At 63.3% G+C, this 15,877-nt stretch carries 10 protein-coding genes and 1 pseudogene; 8 read left to right on the forward strand and 3 right to left on the reverse strand.

Going from position 1 to position 15,877, the window contains the following annotated elements; all coding sequences use genetic code 11:
* Nucleotides 1–229 precede the first annotated feature (229 nt).
* Together narL and JH15_RS14110 are read right to left on the reverse strand one after the other, a co-directional pair.
* A complete protein-coding gene (gene narL, locus JH15_RS14105) occupies nucleotides 230–895 on the reverse strand; it encodes a two-component system response regulator NarL (RefSeq protein ID WP_043531411.1) in 666 nt (221 codons plus the stop codon).
* Nucleotides 896–927: 32 nt separating this feature from the next.
* The gene (locus tag JH15_RS14110) at nucleotides 928–2,799 is read right to left on the reverse strand and encodes a histidine kinase (RefSeq protein ID WP_043531412.1); all 1,872 of its coding nucleotides are present in this window, start codon (nucleotides 2,797–2,799) and stop codon (nucleotides 928–930) included.
* 154 nt (nucleotides 2,800–2,953) lie between these two features.
* Between JH15_RS14110 and JH15_RS14115 the strand changes: the two genes are divergently transcribed.
* The 8 genes and pseudogenes from JH15_RS14115 to JH15_RS14150 all read left to right on the forward strand — a co-directional run bounded on the left by JH15_RS14115 (nucleotide 2,954) and on the right by JH15_RS14150 (nucleotide 13,892).
* Nucleotides 2,954–4,192, forward strand: a complete 1,239-nt coding sequence (locus JH15_RS14115; protein ID WP_052384130.1) for an MFS transporter — start codon at nucleotides 2,954–2,956, stop codon at nucleotides 4,190–4,192.
* A 185-nt stretch (nucleotides 4,193–4,377) separates the two neighbouring features.
* Nucleotides 4,378–8,181: a nitrate reductase subunit alpha gene (locus JH15_RS14120; RefSeq protein ID WP_043531413.1), complete on the forward strand. Its 3,804-nt coding sequence runs from the start codon at nucleotides 4,378–4,380 to the stop codon at nucleotides 8,179–8,181.
* Nucleotides 8,178–9,691, forward strand: a pseudogene (gene narH / locus JH15_RS14125) (nitrate reductase subunit beta). Before JH15_RS14120 ends, narH begins: the two are co-directional and overlap by 4 nt.
* Nucleotides 9,684–10,484: a nitrate reductase molybdenum cofactor assembly chaperone gene (gene narJ / locus JH15_RS14130; protein WP_043531414.1), complete on the forward strand. Its 801-nt coding sequence runs from the start codon at nucleotides 9,684–9,686 to the stop codon at nucleotides 10,482–10,484. Before narH ends, narJ begins: the two are co-directional and overlap by 8 nt.
* Nucleotides 10,485–10,495: 11 nt before the next feature.
* Nucleotides 10,496–11,182 (forward strand): respiratory nitrate reductase subunit gamma, encoded by a 687-nt coding sequence (gene narI, locus JH15_RS14135; RefSeq protein WP_043531416.1) that lies wholly within the window; start codon nucleotides 10,496–10,498, stop codon nucleotides 11,180–11,182.
* 52 nt (nucleotides 11,183–11,234) lie between these two features.
* Nucleotides 11,235–12,050 carry a peptidylprolyl isomerase gene (locus JH15_RS14140; protein ID WP_043531418.1) on the forward strand — a complete coding sequence of 272 codons (816 nt, stop codon included), beginning with the start codon at nucleotides 11,235–11,237 and terminating at the stop codon, nucleotides 12,048–12,050.
* 10 nt (nucleotides 12,051–12,060) lie between these two features.
* Entirely contained in the window at nucleotides 12,061–12,633 is a 573-nt protein-coding gene (moaB, locus tag JH15_RS14145; RefSeq protein ID WP_043531420.1) for a molybdenum cofactor biosynthesis protein B, read from the forward strand.
* Nucleotides 12,630–13,892, forward strand: coding sequence for a molybdopterin molybdotransferase MoeA (locus JH15_RS14150; protein ID WP_043531421.1), 1,263 nt, complete (start codon nucleotides 12,630–12,632; stop codon nucleotides 13,890–13,892). Before moaB ends, JH15_RS14150 begins: the two co-directional genes overlap by 4 nt.
* A gap of 54 nt (nucleotides 13,893–13,946) precedes the next feature.
* Here JH15_RS14150 and JH15_RS14155 read toward each other — a convergent pair whose 3' ends face one another.
* Nucleotides 13,947–15,566, reverse strand: coding sequence for a Na+/H+ antiporter (locus JH15_RS14155; RefSeq protein WP_043531423.1), 1,620 nt, complete (start codon nucleotides 15,564–15,566; stop codon nucleotides 13,947–13,949).
* Nucleotides 15,567–15,877: the final 311 nt, after the last annotated feature.

Genomic DNA, 15,877 nt, shown 5'->3' on the forward strand with positions numbered 1-15,877 from the left:
TCAGATAGGGGAAAGATACGTCTCGATACACATGGATTAAATGTGGGTAAACGTGTCGAAAATAGCGGTGATACCTCCAATGGATGATGGGAGGTATTTTAATAAGCCTTTGATTTAAATGGTTTGTTTTATTGAGGCGGCGGAGGGGGAGGTTAGATTATGGCAGTGGGGTTTTTTGGAGGTATCCATAAAAACCCCGCGGGGTAGCGAAGGAATCATGAGGGCCTATTCAGGTCTCGATGCCCTCTTGAACGGCCCATACTGCCGCCTCGACGCGCGAACGCAGATTGAGTTTCTTCAGCAGATGCTTGACGTGGACCTTGACGGTGCCTTCGCTGATCTCGAGCTTGCGGGCGATCAATTTGTTGGAAAGGCCCGCCGCCAACTCACGCAGGATTTCACGCTCGCGCTGGGTCAGGCTGTGTATATCGGGGCGGGCCGGGGCGCTGCGCTGGTGTCGCAATGCCTCGGCAAGCAGTGCAGTCAGGGTCTCGCTGATCACCATACGGCCCAGGGCGGCCTGACGCAGCTGGCGTACCATGTCGTCCGGCTCCATGTCCTTGAGCAGGTAGCCGTCGGCCCCTGCCTGTAGCGCAGCGATGACATCCTCTTCGCTATCCGAGACGGTAAACATCACGATACGGCCGGCGAATTCCGCCGCCCGCATGCGCTTGAGCGTCTCGATGCCGTCCATGCCCGGCATGTTCAAGTCGAGCAGTACCAGGTCAGGCTCTAGCTCGGCGGCCAGGCGGATCCCGACCTCGGGCTCACCGGCTTCGCCGACCAGGTCCAGGTCGTCTTCGAGCTCGAGCAACTGCTTGACGCCTCGGCGCAACAGCGGGTGATCGTCGATGATCAGGATCGTCGCCGGCGTGTCGTGATCGGTGTTGGGCATAGCTATGTCCTGTTCCCTTGCGGTGTCGGGGCCTACGCCTGGGACGCGGGCTGCAGCGCGATCAGACGCGCGGTCTGGGGCACGAAATTGAGCGCGACGCGGGTGCCCCCGTCTTTGCGGTTTTCCACGTCGAGTTCGCCCCCGAGTGTCTGGGCGCGATCGCGCATGATGACCAGCCCGTAATGCTGCGGCGGGGAATCGCTGCTGGCAAGTCCGATGCCGTCATCCTCGATGCGTACCTGAAGCTTGGCATCGGCAAAACACACCTTGACCCTGGCCCAGTGTGCCTGGGCATGCTTATGGGTGTTGGCCAGGGCCTCGCGCACGATCTGCAATACGTGAATTTCCTCATTGGGATTGAGCAGATGCGGAGGCACGTCATAATCGAACTCCACCTGGATATTCATGCGGTCGGCGAACTCCTGGGTCGTCTGCCGCAGGGCCGACTGGAGCCCCGGCGTCTCGAGCTTGAGACGGAAGGTGGTCAGCAATTCACGCAGTTGACGGTAGGCGCTGTTGAGCCCGGTGCGCAGCTCGTCGAGGACCTCGGCCTGGGTCTCGTGCGGTACGCCCTTGGACTGCATTCGCTCCAGGCGAGCTACCTGCATCTTGAGATACGAGAGCGACTGGGCCAGGGAGTCGTGCAGCTCACGGGCAATGATGGTGCGCTCGTTCATCAGCGAGACGTGTTGCTGTTCTTCGATGCGCCGTTGCAGGTAAAGGGCCGTGGCCAGCTGATCCGACAGGGCGTTGAGCAGGCGGCGCGTACTGTCACTGAGTCCTTCTCGCTTGTCATACCAGATCTCCAGGGTGCCCAAGACCTCGTCACCCACGCTGACCGGCAATAGCAGGCAATCCGAATCCGGCCCATGTTCGATCTCGAGCGGCCGGGGGTCGATCAGGCAGGCGTAGCAATCGTGATCGCGGCAGTAGTCGGGCCGTGTCGCAGAGTGAGTCGCCAGGATCGGGATCGGACGCTCCTCCTGGGGCAGGTTGAGCGACAGTCGCAGCGGCCCGAGCCCCAACAGCTGGCCCAGATCGCGAAGCATCGGTGCGGCACTCTCGCACAGGTCGTTGCCGCCGCCATACAGGGTGCGGCTGCCGTCATGGAGAATCTGCATGGCACGATTGCTGCGCTCGAGCTCCTGCTTCTTGCGCGATACCCGTTCCTCCAGTTCGGCATAGCTGTTGGCGAGTTCCTCGGCCATGGTATCGAAGGTGCGGCCGAGCAGGGCGAGCTCGTCGCTGCCCTTGAGCTGGGTGCGGTACTGGAAGTTGCGCCGGGCCGCCTCGCTCGCGAGCACGACCAACTGGCGTAGCGGAGCGACCAGGTTATGACGGATATCGTAAAGCACGATGGCCACGACCACGGCGGTCAGGATCAGGAATACGATCTGCAGCACGCTGAGCAGGCGTATCTTGGCCTCGGTATTCTCTTCGAGCTGCGACACCAGGCGGTCGATGTCGCCAACCAGGCCGTCGAGGGTGGCATTGAGGGCCACCGCCTGCACGGCATCGCCCTCGATGGCGGCATTGACCTCGGGCAATAGCTCGCTATCCCAGCGCAAGTGAATCAAGCGGTACTGTTCGCGCAAGGGGTGATCCCCGGCCTCGGGAATGGCGCCGACCAGCTGTGGGCTATCCAGGCGCTGAGTGAAGCGTTCGGCCAGGCGGGTGACGGCCTCACGCCCCACGCTGCCCGGCGTTTGCTCGTAGCGCTGCAGGGCGGCCACGATCTGGTAGGTATTCATGCGCAGCGAGCCGGCGGTGTTGATGGCGGCAGCATCGCCTCGGCTGCTGTTGGCGACGGTCATGGTCACGGCAATGCTGACCAGCGCCATGACACTGATGGCCAGTAGCGAGGCGGTGATACGGGCGACCAGCGAGCGTTGCAGGAGTTTCATCGAGGGCAATCCACCTCAGGCACGGAATTGAAGCGACTCCACTATAGCCTAGGCATGGGCGTGCGTACTCTTAAAGGGTTACCTCCGATGCCCTTTTGACGCCACTCGGGCGGCAAACGAGACTATTTCCTACTTGTTTCTCGAGGGCCTCCCCATGACCGTCCCCCTGGGCGCCACGCTACCCGCGCCGGCGATCGGTTATCGACCCCTGGTCACCATTCTGCTGTCGCCGCTGGCTTTCGCGCTGGTCTTCGCCTGCTGGACCATCTTTGCCGTGATCGGGGTGGAATGGCGGGACACATTGGGGCTCGACGAGATGGCCTTCGCCGGGCTGCTGGCCCTGCCCATGCTCAGTGGCGCCCTGGTCAGCCTGCCGGCAGCCCGTCTGGCGGTGCGATTCGGCGAGCGCCGGGTCATGATTGGCTGTCTATGGCTGATGGCGCCTTCTCTATGGTGGATCGGTCAGGCCGAGGCCTATCGTGACTTCCTGTTGGCCGGCGCCGGCCTCGGGCTGGGTGCCGGTACCCTCGTCGCCGGGCTGGCCCGTGTGGCCCTCGGTGGGCCGACACGCCATGTCGGGCTGGCCTTGGGGCTCTACGGGGCCGGCATGCTGGGCGCGGGGCTCAGCTACCTATTGCTGCCCCTGGTCAGCCAGGCGTATGGCTGGCGCCTGGCCCCTTACCTCTATCTGTTGTTGATACTGATGGTGAGCCTCTTGTTGTGGTTGTATGCCGATGACCTACCCCCCCGACGATCGCTGGTGGCACCCGGGCTCACCAATTGGTTGCCCAGAGGCGCTGCCTGGCGTCTGGCGTTTTACTACAGCTTCTTCTTCGGTGCGTTCGTGGCGTTGGCATTGTGGCTGCCGGGTTACCTGGCCGCACATTATCGGCTGCCGCTGGGCAGTGCTGCGCTGTGGTCGCTGGCGTTCACGATTCCCGGTGGGGCGGGACAAGTGCTGGGCGGCGCTCTGGCCGATTGGCGCGATTTCCGCAGTCTGCGCTGGTGGGTCGGACTCGCGGTCCTCGCTTGCCTGTTCTGGCTCTCCTATCCCGACTTCTCGATACGTATCGAAGGCCTGCAAGGTGAGGTGGCCTTCGACTTCAATATGCCGCTGTGGGGGTTCATCGCGCTGCTGTCCGTCATGGGGCTTGCCATGGGCATCGGCAAGGGCAGCCTGATGCGACTGATTTATCGCGAACACCCTCACGACATGGCGCGCGTGGGTGGGCTGGCGCTGGCCCTCGGCGGGCTGTTCGCCGCCGTCCTACCGTTGTTGTTCGTGCTTGGCGATATCTGGATAGGCATCCGCACCGTCGGGTTCATGTTCCTCTACGCCGCGCTGGGTGTATGCCTGTTGGTCATGCTCTGGGAGCAGCTGAGCACGTCTTGATGTGCCTGCCGTCTCACAGGCTTTCTCCTTCACTAGCCCTTGTGGCATCGCCACCTATCCCCTTGGAGGTAGAGCCCGGGTATAAGGAGGTAACCGGGCAGTAATTCGCCAATCGATCCCCCAGAATCCTCATCAGCAACCCGCCCAGGCGGGGGCCCATTTTCGAGGAGTCCGGAGATCGACCCATGAGTCACTTCATTGATCGGCTGAATTTCTTTCGCAAGGCTCGCGAGCCTTTCGCCAATGACCATGGTGAAGTCCGCGGCGAATCGCGAGAGTGGGAGAACGGCTACCGCCAGCGCTGGCAGCATGACAAGATCGTGCGCTCCACCCACGGCGTGAACTGCACCGGTTCGTGCAGCTGGAAGATCTATGTCAAGAACGGCCTGGTGACCTGGGAAACCCAGCAGACCGATTATCCACGCACCCGGCCTGACCTGCCCAATCACGAGCCGCGCGGCTGCCCGCGAGGCGCCAGCTACTCCTGGTACATCTACAGCGCCAATCGTCTAAAGCACCCGTTGATCAGAAAGCCCCTGCTCAAGCTGTGGCGCGAGGCCCTCGAGGCGAAGGGCGATCCGGTCGATGCCTGGGCCTCCATCGTCGAGGATCCGGCCAAGAGCAAGCAGTACAAGCGGGCCCGCGGCATGGGCGGCTTCGTGCGCGCCAACTGGGACGAGCTCAACGAGCTTATTGCTGCTTCCAATGTCTACACTGCCAAGCAGTACGGCCCCGATCGCATCATCGGCTTCTCGCCGATCCCCGCCATGTCGATGGTCAGCTACGCCGCGGGCAGCCGCTACCTGTCACTGATCGGAGGCGTCTGCATGAGCTTCTACGACTGGTACTGCGACCTGCCGCCGGCCTCGCCGATGACCTGGGGCGAGCAGACCGACGTGCCTGAGTCAGCTGACTGGTACAACTCCGGCTACATCATCGCCTGGGGCTCCAACGTTCCTCAGACCCGTACCCCGGATGCCCACTTCTTCACCGAAGTGCGCTACAAGGGTACCAAGACCGTTTCCATCACGCCGGACTATGCCGAGGTCTCCAAACTCACCGACGAGTGGCTCTCCGCCAAACAGGGCACCGATGCGGCGCTGGCCATGGCCATGGGTCACGTCATCCTCAAGGAATTTCACCTCGACAAGCCGAGCAGCTACTTCACCGACTACGTGCGTCGCTACACGGATATGCCGTTCCTTGTCGAGCTGGAGCCTCGCGAAGATGGCAGCTACGCGCCGGGCCGCCAGATGCGTGCCAGCGACTTCGAGGCGAGCCTGGGACAGGGTAACAACCCCGAGTGGAAGACCGTCGCCTGGGACGAGACCCGTGACCAGTTGGTGGTGCCGCGCGGCTCCATCGGTTTCCGCTGGGGAGAAGAGAGCGGAGGGGAAAGTGGCGGCGAGGGAGAGAAAGCCAGGGGCAAGTGGAACCTCGAGCCGCTGGACGCTGACGGCACCGAGATCAAGCCGCTGCTGAGCCTGGCCGAACAGCATGATGACATTGCCAAGGTCGCCTTCCCCTATTTCGGGGCTATCGCCCACGAGCATTTTGACCACGTCAAGAGCGGCGGCGCCAGCGATGAGCTGCTGTTCCACAGCCTGCCTGCCAAGCGCCTCAGGAAGGCCGACGGTAGCGACGTGCTGGCGGTCACCGTTTTCGACCTGATGTGCGCCAACTACGGTATCGACCGCGGCTTTGGTGCCGAGGGCGAAGATGATGGCGCCACGTCCTATGACCAGGTCAAGCCTTACACCCCGGCGTGGCAGGAGAAGATCACCGGCGTTCCGGCCGAGCAGGCCACGCGCATCGCCCGCGAGTTCGCCGATAACGCCGACAAGACCCAGGGGCGCAGCATGATCATCGTCGGTGCCGGCATGAACCACTGGTACCACATGGACATGAACTACCGCGGCCTGATCAACATGCTGGTCATGTGCGGCTGCATCGGCCAGAGCGGCGGTGGCTGGGCGCACTACGTGGGCCAGGAAAAACTGCGCCCGCAGACCGGCTGGACCCCGCTGGCCTTCGGATTGGACTGGCAGCGCCCACCGCGCCACATGAACTCGACCTCCTTCTTCTACAACCACTCCAGCCAGTGGCGCTACGAAAAACTCGAGATCAAGGAGATCCTCTCGCCGCTGGCCAAGATCGAGGACTATCCTGGCAGCCTGATCGACTTCAACGTGCGCTCCGAGCGCATGGGCTGGCTGCCTTCGGCGCCGCAACTCGCGACCAACCCGCTGCGTTTGGCCGCGAAAGCCGAAGCCGCAGGGATGTCCACCAAGGACTATGCCGTGCAGCAGCTCAAGAGTGGCGAGCTGGCCTTTGCCGCGGAAGATCCCGACAACCCCCAGAACTTCCCGCGCAACATGTTCATCTGGCGCTCCAACCTGCTGGGCAGCTCCGGTAAGGGCCACGAGTACATGCTCAAGTACCTGCTGGGCACCCGCCATGGCATTCAGGGCAAGGACCTGGGCGAGGAGGGCGGCAGCAAGCCGCAAGAGGTCAAGTGGCATGACGAGGCGCCCGAGGGCAAGCTCGACCTGCTGGTCACGCTCGACTTCCGCATGTCCACCACCTGCCTCTACTCGGACATCGTGCTGCCCACCGCTACTTGGTACGAGAAGGACGATCTAAACACGTCCGACATGCACCCGTTCATTCACCCATTGACCGCGGCCACCGACCCGGCCTGGGAATCGCGCAGCGACTGGGAGATCTACAAGGGCATCGCCAAAGCGTTCTCGAAAGTCTGCGTGGGACACCTGGGCGAGGAGACCGACTTGGTCACCCTGCCGCACCAGCACGATTCCCCCGCAGAACTGGCCCAGGTCGAGGTCAAGGACTGGAAGAAGGGCGAATGCGAACCGATTCCCGGCAAGACCATGCCGGCGCTGATCGAGGTCAAGCGCAACTACCCCGAAACCTATGAGCGCTTCACCTCCGTGGGCCCGCTGCTCGAGAGCATCGGCAACGGCGGCAAGGGCATCAGCTGGAATACCGAGAAGGAGGTCAAGCTGCTGGGGGACCTCAACCATCGCAAGCTCGATGGGCCGCACAAGGGGCGCCCGCAGATCGAATCGGCCATCGACGCCGCCGAGATGATTCTGACCCTGGCCCCGGAGACCAATGGTCAGGTGGCGGTCAAGGCCTGGGGTGCGCTGTCGAAGATCACCGGGCGCGACCATACTCACCTGGCGCACCCCAAGGAGGAGGAGAAGATCCGCTTCCGCGACATCGTCGCCCAGCCGCGCAAGATCATCTCCAGCCCGACCTGGTCCGGCCTCGAGGACGAACACGTCTCCTACAACGCCGGCTACACCAACGTCCACGAGTTGATTCCTTGGCGTACCGTCAGCGGTCGCCAGCAGTTCTACCAAGATCATCCGTGGATGCGGGCCTTCGGCGAGAGCCTGCTGGTCTATCGGCCGCCCATCGACACCAAGGCGGCGGTGAGCATGGCCGGGCCCAAGGGCAACGGTAACCCAGAGATTGCCCTCAACTGGATCACGCCGCACCAGAAGTGGGGTATCCACTCCACCTACAGCGACAACCTGCTGATGCAGACCCTGTCGCGGGGCGGCCCCATCGTCTGGATGTCCGAGGATGACGCCGGCGCCATTGGCGTCGAGGACAACGACTGGATCGAGCTGTACAACGCCAACGGGGCGATCGCCGCCCGCGCGGTGGTCAGCCAGCGGGTCAAGAACGGCATGGTGATGATGTACCACGCCCAGGAGCGGATCGTGAATATCCCGGGCTCCGAGATCACCGGCACCCGAGGCGGCATCCATAACTCGGTGACCCGCGTGTGTCCCAAGCCGACCCACATGATCGGTGGCTACGCGCAGCTCTCTTACAGTTTCAACTACTACGGCACCGTCGGCTCCAACCGCGACGAATTCGTCATCGTGCGCAAGATGAAGCGTATCGATTGGCTGGATGGCGAAGGCAATGATTACGAGCAGGAGGCCGTGAAATGAAGATTCGTTCCCAGGTAGGCATGGTCCTCAACCTTGACAAGTGCATCGGCTGCCACACCTGCTCGGTGACCTGCAAGAATGTCTGGACCAGTCGCGAAGGCGTCGAGTACGCCTGGTTCAACAACGTCGAGACCAAGCCCGGTATCGGCTATCCCAAGGAGTGGGAGAACCAGAACAAATGGCGCGGTGGCTGGCTGCGTCGCAAGGACGGCAAGATCGAGCCGCGCATCGGCGGCAAGTGGCGGGGGGGGGGGGATTCACCTTCGATTACCAGCATCTGCATACCGCCAAGCAGGGCGAGCACCAACCCACCGCACGGCCGCGCTCGTTGATCTCCGGCCAGCGCATGAACAAGATCGAGTGGGGCCCGAACTGGGAGGAGATCCTCGGCACCGAATTCGCCAAGCGACGCAAGGATGCCAACTTCGAGAAGATCCAGGCCGACATCTACGGGCAGTTCGAAAACACCTTCATGATGTACCTGCCGCGCCTGTGCGAGCACTGTCTCAACCCGACGTGCGTGGCATCGTGCCCGAGTGGCGCGATCTACAAGCGCGAGGAAGACGGCATCGTCCTCATCGACCAGGACAAATGCCGTGGCTGGCGCATGTGCATCTCCGGCTGCCCGTACAAGAAGATCTACTACAACTGGAAAACCGGTAAATCCGAGAAGTGCATCTTCTGCTATCCGCGCATCGAGGCCGGCCAGCCGACCATCTGCTCCGAGACCTGCGTGGGTCGCATCCGCTACCTCGGCGTGATGCTGTATGACGCCGATCGTATCGAGGAAGTGGCAAGCTCGCCCGACGAGCGTGATCTCTATCACCGCCAGCGCGAGATCTTCCTGGATCCCCATGACCCCGAAGTGATTGCCCAGGCCAGAAAGGACGGCATCCCCGACAACGTGATCGCCGCCGCCCAGGCGTCGCCAGTCTACAAGCTGGCGATGGATTGGGGCCTGGCGCTGCCGCTGCACCCCGAATACCGCACCCTGCCGATGGTGTGGTATGTGCCACCGCTGTCGCCGATCCAGTCCGCCGCCGAGGCCGGCAATGTCGAGTTCGACGGGGTGATGCCCAAGATCGAGTCGCTGCGCATTCCGGTCAAGTACCTGGCCAACATGCTGACCGCCGGTGAAGAGGAGCCCGTCGTGCTGGCGCTCAAGCGCCTCATGGCCATGCGTCTTTACATGCGCGGCAAGCACGTCGAGGGCAAGGCGGATACCCAGGTGCTCGAAAGCGTGGGGCTGAGCGAGGCCCAGGTCGAGTCCATGTACCGCTACCTGGCCATCGCCAACTATGAGGACCGTTTCGTGATCCCCACCAGCCACCGCGAGATGGCCACCGAGGCCTTCCCGGAACGCGGCGGCTGCGGCTTCACCTTCGGTGACGGTTGTCATGGTGAGAGCGAGCCAAGCCTGTTCGGCGGGCGCAAGCACACCACCACCCTGGTCAAACCGGTGGATACCTATGACCCTCAGGCGGATACCAAGGAGGCCACCCATGGCTGAAGCAGCCCTGAACATCGAGCCGATGGCCGGCATGCGCAGCCTGCGGGTACTCGCTCGTCTGCTCGACTACCCGACCGCGGAGTTGCAGGACGCGGCAGGGGACATGATCGAGATCATCGGTGACGAGCGGCGCTGGTCGCAGGCCATGCGGGTCACGCTGATGGCTTGGTGCCAGCGTATCCACGACGCCGACCTGCTCGAGTTGCAGGCCACTTACGTGGCGCAGTTCGACAAGGGGCGTGCCACCTCGCTATTGCTTTTCGAGCATGTGCATGGCGAGTCGCGCGATCGTGGCCAGGCCATGGTCGACCTAATGGGCGAGTACGAGGCCGCCGGCTTCGAACTCGATGCCCGTGAGCTGCCGGATTACCTGCCGCTGTTCCTTGAGTACCTGTCCACTCGGAATGAGGACGAGATTGCCCGGTGGCTGGGCGATATTCGCCATATCCTGGCGTTGCTCACCGCGCGGCTTCAGGAGCGCGACGCCGAGCACGCCCGGGTGCCTCTGGCCCTGCTGGCGCTGATCGGCGCTGAAGCCGATGTCGATGCACATCGTCCCAAGGTCAAGGGCGAGGCTCCCGACCATACCCCTGAAGCGCTGGATGCGGTATGGGAAGAGGAAGCGGTGCGGTTCTCCGCGGCCTCGGATCAGGACTGCGCGTTGCAATCCGCCGAAGGGCGTCGCCTCGCCGAGCGCAAGCAGTCCGTGCCCAGCGACCCCGTACGCATCATGACCCACAATGCCGACCCAGCTGCGGAATTCGCCGCTCGTTCCGGCCAGCTTGATCGCTAAGGAGAATCATCATGTTTTCCGAGTACCTGCAACACCTCCTCTACGGCTATTACCCGTATCTGGCCGGTACGGTGTTCCTGGTCGGCAGCCTGATGCGTTTCGACCATGGCCAGTTCACCTGGAAGACCGGCTCCAGCCAGATGCTCTCGTCGAAGAACATGCGCCTGGCCAGCAACCTCTTCCATATCGGCATCATCGTGATCTTCTTCGGGCACTTGTTCGGCATGCTCACGCCGCATTGGGTCTATGCGCCCTTCCTGCATGCCGGCACCAAGCAGTTGCTGGCCATCGTAGTGGGGGGCATCGCCGGCATCATGTGTGTGGTGGGCGGCGCCATGCTGCTCTATCGGCGCTTCACTCATCCGCGCGTCAAGGCATCGTCGAGCATGATGGACAACATCATTCTGGGGCTTATCGTCTTCCAGGCGGCGTTGGGCATGATCACCATCATCTTCTCGCTGGGCCACCTGGACGGCGAGATGATGCTGACCCTCTCCAGTTGGGCACAATCCATCGTCTTCTTCAGCGGTGGTGCAGCCGACTACATGTCTGAGGTCTCCTGGATCTACAAGCTGCACATCTTCGTTGGCCTGACCATCATCTTGCTATTCCCCTTCTCACGACTGGTTCATGTGTGGAGCGTGCCCTTCGGCTATGTGACACGCCGCTATCAACTCGTGCGTCGTCGCACCACTTGATGGGCTGTTCCTGCCTTTGCCAACCGTGTAACGAGTCTAGAGGACCAATATCATGCAGATGATTGCCGTCGAACAACTCCCGGGGCGCGCCAGCGCCCCACCCCCGGTGCGGGTCGGGGGCGCTGATATCAGCGAAGAAGCCATCGCCCGCGAAATGCAGTACCACCCGGCGGATAACGCCGGTACGGCCCAGATCAAGGCAGCCCGTGCGCTGGTAGTACGGGAACTGTTGCGCCAGCGTGCGGCCGAGCTTGGTTTTTCGGTCGATGAGGCCGAAGAGGTCGATGCGGCAATCACCACCTTGCTAGAGCGGGAACTCGAGGTTCCCGAGCCCAGCGAGGACGACTGCCGACGCTTCTACGAGTCCCAGGTCGAGCGCTTCAGTGAGCCGGTCAGGCTCCAGGTCCGCCATGTCCTGCTCGATGCCGCCCCCGACGATGTCGAGCGACGCGATGCCCAGTATCGGCTCGGTGAGGAATTGATCGAAGCGCTGGCTCAGGTGCCCGAGCGGTTTACCGAATTCGCGCATCGCCATTCCGCCTGCCCATCCAAGACGGAGGGCGGTGAATTGGGCTGGCTGGCCCCCGGGCAGACCGTGGCCGAGCTCGATCGTGCCCTGCAGCACCTGCCGCTGGGCCTGCACTCCCGGCCCCTGGCGTCGCGCTATGGCTGGCACGTGGTGATGGTCGATGCCCGCAGTGAAGGGCGCGAACTGCCCTATGACCAAGTCGCTGCGCGGGTTCGTCATAGCCTGCGCGAGCAGGCCACGCGCCGTGCACTGCGCCATTACCTGCTCGCGCTGGAGGCCGAGATCGGTGTCGAAGGCATTGCGCTCGACGACGATAGTGCCAGTGCCTTGATGCAATAGGAGAGCGACCATGGCCCATGTACACGCCGATACCCCCTTCGCCCCGCTCGAGGTCGCCGTTCTGACTGTCTCCGATACGCGCGGCTTCGCAGAGGACGGTAGCGGCGACCTGCTCTGCACGCGCTTGGCCGAAGCCGGCCATGCCCTGGCCGACCGACAAATCGTACCCGACGATATCTACCGTATCCGCGCGGTGGTGTCCGACTGGATTGCCCGTGACGACGTCCAGGCGATCCTGGTCAATGGCGGGACCGGCTTTACCGCGCGCGACACCACGCCGGAAGCGCTGACGCCGCTGTTCGACAAGGCCATCGAGGGCTATGGCGAGCTGTTTCGCCAGCTGTCGTTCCGCACGATCGGCACCTCGACGATCCAGTCGCGCGCCGTGGCCGGCGTGGCCAACCGCACCCTGATCTTCGCCATGCCCGGCTCCCCCAAGGCGTGTGCCATGGCCTGGGACGGCGTCATCGCCGATCAGTTGGATGCGCGTACCCGACCCTGTAATTTCGTGGGCATGGTCCTGCCAGCGTTGTCACCGTGCGCCAGTCGTACCGCCATTTCATCCGAGGAGGCCATGCCATGAACTGTGGTTGCGATAGCCTGGCCAGCGGCCTGCTCGATCCCTTCGTGGCTCGTGCCCGTCTGATCGAGGCGGCCCGCCCCATCGCCGGCCAGCAGCGCTGTGGGCTGGAACAGGCCCGCGGCCGGGTCCTGGCCGAGGACATCGTTGCCCGACACGACATGCCGGGTGTCGATAACAGCGCCATGGATGGCTACGCCCTGCGCCTGGCGGAGCTGTTGCATAACGAATCGGTAGGCGAGGGCCTGCCCATCGTCCAGCGCATTCCTGCCGGCGCCGGGGTCACTCCGCTCGATGAGGGCAGCTGTGCCCGCATCTTTACCGGCGCGCCGATTCCGCTGGGCGCGGACTGCGTGATTCCCCAGGAAGCCACCTGGATCGACGGGCCGGGGCATCTGCGCGTCGAGGGAACCTTCAGTGTGGGGGCCAATATTCGTCGCCGCGGCGAAGAGACCCGCGAAGGTAGCCGCTTGCTGGCCGCCGGTACCTACCTGGATGCTCCGGCACTGGCCTTGCTCGCTACCCAGGGTATCGCCGAGGTGAGGGTTCGCCCGCGCCTGGCCGTCGCGCTGATTTCCACCGGCGACGAGCTATTGGAACCGGGTGAGCGCTACGTCCCGGGGCGGGTCTACAACAGCAACCGGGTTATGCTTCAGGCCCTGCTCGAGCAACAGAATTGCGAGGTGCTCGACCTGGGTATCCAACCGGACGATCGCGAATCGCTCCACCGCGCCCTGCGCATCGCCCGCGACAGCGCCGATCTGGTGCTGTGTACCGGCGGCGTGTCGGTGGGTGAGGAAGATCACATGCGTCCGGTGATCGAGTCCATGGGCCATATCGACTTCCATGGCCTGGCCATAAAGCCCGGCAAGCCGTTTACCTTCGCCTGGCTCGGTGACGCGGCCGGGGGCGGTACCCCGCTGATCGGCTTGCCCGGCAACCCGGTGGCGTCGCTGGTGGGGTGGCAGCTGCTGGGCTTGCCTTTCGTGCACGGCCGACAGGGGCGTCGCCCCGCCCCGTTGCAGCATTTTCCGGTATCGGCGGGGTTCTCGCGTCCCGCCAGCCGCGAGCGCTATGAGTTGCTGCGCGTGGTGCTGGAATGGCGCTGCGGCGATCCCATGGCGCAACTGGCCGGTGGCCAGGGCTCGCATATGCTGAGTGCCGCCAGTCAGGCGGACGGCTATTTGCTGGTATCCCCCGGCGACCCCATCGACGAAGGCCGCGGCTACGCCTACCTGCCGATATCGCAGTTCAGTGTTTGAACGGCCCTGGCCGGTGCGCCGGCCAGGGTGCGTTACTTGAGTCCGCCGCATGGTTCACTGCAAGGCCGCTTCCTCGTAATCCAGCTCGCGAATCAGGGTCTGCAACATCTGCTCGTCGATATGACGACGCTTGCGTAGCCGGTAGAGCTCCTTGCGCTGGACCTGGATCGCCCTGACCCGCAGGTCGGTCTCCATTACGTGGAGCTGACGGGCCTGTTCGGCCTGGTTGTCGCGCTCCAGCGCCATGGCCTGCAGTTCCTGGCGGTAGGAATCGATGATGCGGGCGGCGACGGTGTGTTTTAGCTCGGGATCATCATTGGAATGCATGCTTGCCCACTCCTCGATCCAGCTGATGGCCGCCTGACTGGCTGCCTGGCGCGCCTTGAGCAGCTCCCGCTCATGCTCCTCGAGGTCATTGATCGACAAGAAGCGCATGAAATAGGGAATACCCAGCGCCCCGACCACGAGCGACAGAATGATGACCGCCGCCGACAGAAAGATCATCAAATCCCGGCCGGGGAAGGGGGCGCCATTGACGAATAGCGGCACCGAGAGCACGCCGGCCAGGGTAATCGCCCCGCGGACCCCGGCCACCGAACTCAACGTGGTGATGAGCAGCAGCGGCTGGCGCTCGCCGCCCTTGCCACGGCGCTTGAGGACGCGGCTTTCGATCCAGTGATAGGCGTAGGTGAAGGCGAAGCGGATGGCCAGCAACAGCACCATGAGGATCACGGCGTAGAGCAGCAGTGTCTGTACGTCGTAGCTTTGGGGACCGGAGCTCGCCCAGACACGCTCGACGATACGCGGGAACTGCAGACCCAGCAGCAGGAACACGACCCCGTTGAAGCTGAAGTCGAGCATCTCCCAGATGCTGCGGTTGAGAATGCGAGTGCTGGTCTTGATCGGCAGCATGTCGACGCGGCTTTGCACCATCCCCGCGGCGACCGCCGAGAGGATGCCCGACATGCCGGCATGCTCGGCGAGAAAGAAGGCCGCGAACGGCAGCAGCAGTATGGTAACCACGTAGGTAGCCGGATCGTAGAGGTTGCGCGCGGTCATCCACTGCTTGATCTTGCCCACCGTCCAGCTCAAGGTGCCGCCGATCAACAACCCGCCAAGGGCGACCACCAGGAATTCGCCCGAGACCGACAACAGCGAGAAGCTGCCGGTGACGACCGCGGCGATGGCGATCTTGAACGAGACCAGGCCGGTGGCGTCGTTCATCATCGCCTCGCCTTCGAGCTGGTGCGCCATGTGACGTGGCAGACGGCCCTGGGCAATGGCAATGACCGAGAGTGCATCGGTGGGCGACAGGATCGCCGCCAGTGCGAAGCTGGCCGCCAGCGGGATGGAGGGGATCAGCCAGTGAATGAAGTAACCCACCACCACCACGGTGATCAGCACCAGCAACAGCGACATGGCAGCGATCTGACCGCCGTGCTTGGTGAACTCCTTCTTGGGGATCTTCCACCCGTCATAGAACAGCAGCGGGGGAATGAACAGCATCATGAAGATCTCGGGGTCGAGCTCGACATGCATGCCGACCGGCGGCAGGGCCAGCAGGCTACCGATCAGGATCTGCAGGATCGGCAAGGGTAGCGGGACGATATTGGCAACGATACGACTCACCCCGACGGCCAGGGTGAGCAGGAAGATGAGATTGAGTATGTCCATGGTGGGCAGGGCCAGGCGTCGAAGAAGGGAGGCGCAGACACTATCGGCTCAAAGCGGGTTTTCTGCATGTCTTGCTTGCTAATATTTTGCGCGCTTTGGGAAGCGCCGGCACGGGGTTACCCCCGAATATCCGCCCGGCCGGATCGGTCTTGGCCTTCGGGGGTAGGCGGCACCGCGTTCCCGTTGCCTGTCGGCAGGTTACGCAAGGGGGGTACGGCTACCTCGTCGGAGGTAGTGAGCGTCAGAATTTCAGCGTTGGTTCGGTCGGCTTGATCTGGGTCATGGGCTAGCGGCCCGGAAACCGCCAAAGT

Origin of the sequence: Litchfieldella xinjiangensis, from assembly GCF_000759345.1 — a bacterium.
GTDB lineage: Bacteria > Pseudomonadota > Gammaproteobacteria > Pseudomonadales > Halomonadaceae > Litchfieldella_A > Litchfieldella_A xinjiangensis.

Bases quoted from the DNA above. Each gene is read 5' to 3' on its own strand.
- narL (WP_043531411.1), bottom strand. From the start codon at position 895: ATGCCCAACACCGATCACGACACGCCGGCGACGATCCTGATCATCGAC.
- JH15_RS14110 (WP_043531412.1), bottom strand. From the start codon at position 2,799: ATGAAACTCCTGCAACGCTCGCTGGTCGCCCGTATCACCGCCTCGCTA.
- JH15_RS14115 (WP_052384130.1), top strand. From the start codon at position 2,954: ATGACCGTCCCCCTGGGCGCCACGCTACCCGCGCCGGCGATCGGTTAT.
- JH15_RS14120 (WP_043531413.1), top strand. From the start codon at position 4,378: ATGAGTCACTTCATTGATCGGCTGAATTTCTTTCGCAAGGCTCGCGAG.
- narJ (WP_043531414.1), top strand. From the start codon at position 9,684: ATGGCTGAAGCAGCCCTGAACATCGAGCCGATGGCCGGCATGCGCAGC.
- narI (WP_043531416.1), top strand. From the start codon at position 10,496: ATGTTTTCCGAGTACCTGCAACACCTCCTCTACGGCTATTACCCGTAT.
- JH15_RS14140 (WP_043531418.1), top strand. From the start codon at position 11,235: ATGCAGATGATTGCCGTCGAACAACTCCCGGGGCGCGCCAGCGCCCCA.
- moaB (WP_043531420.1), top strand. From the start codon at position 12,061: ATGGCCCATGTACACGCCGATACCCCCTTCGCCCCGCTCGAGGTCGCC.
- JH15_RS14150 (WP_043531421.1), top strand. From the start codon at position 12,630: ATGAACTGTGGTTGCGATAGCCTGGCCAGCGGCCTGCTCGATCCCTTC.
- JH15_RS14155 (WP_043531423.1), bottom strand. From the start codon at position 15,566: ATGGACATACTCAATCTCATCTTCCTGCTCACCCTGGCCGTCGGGGTG.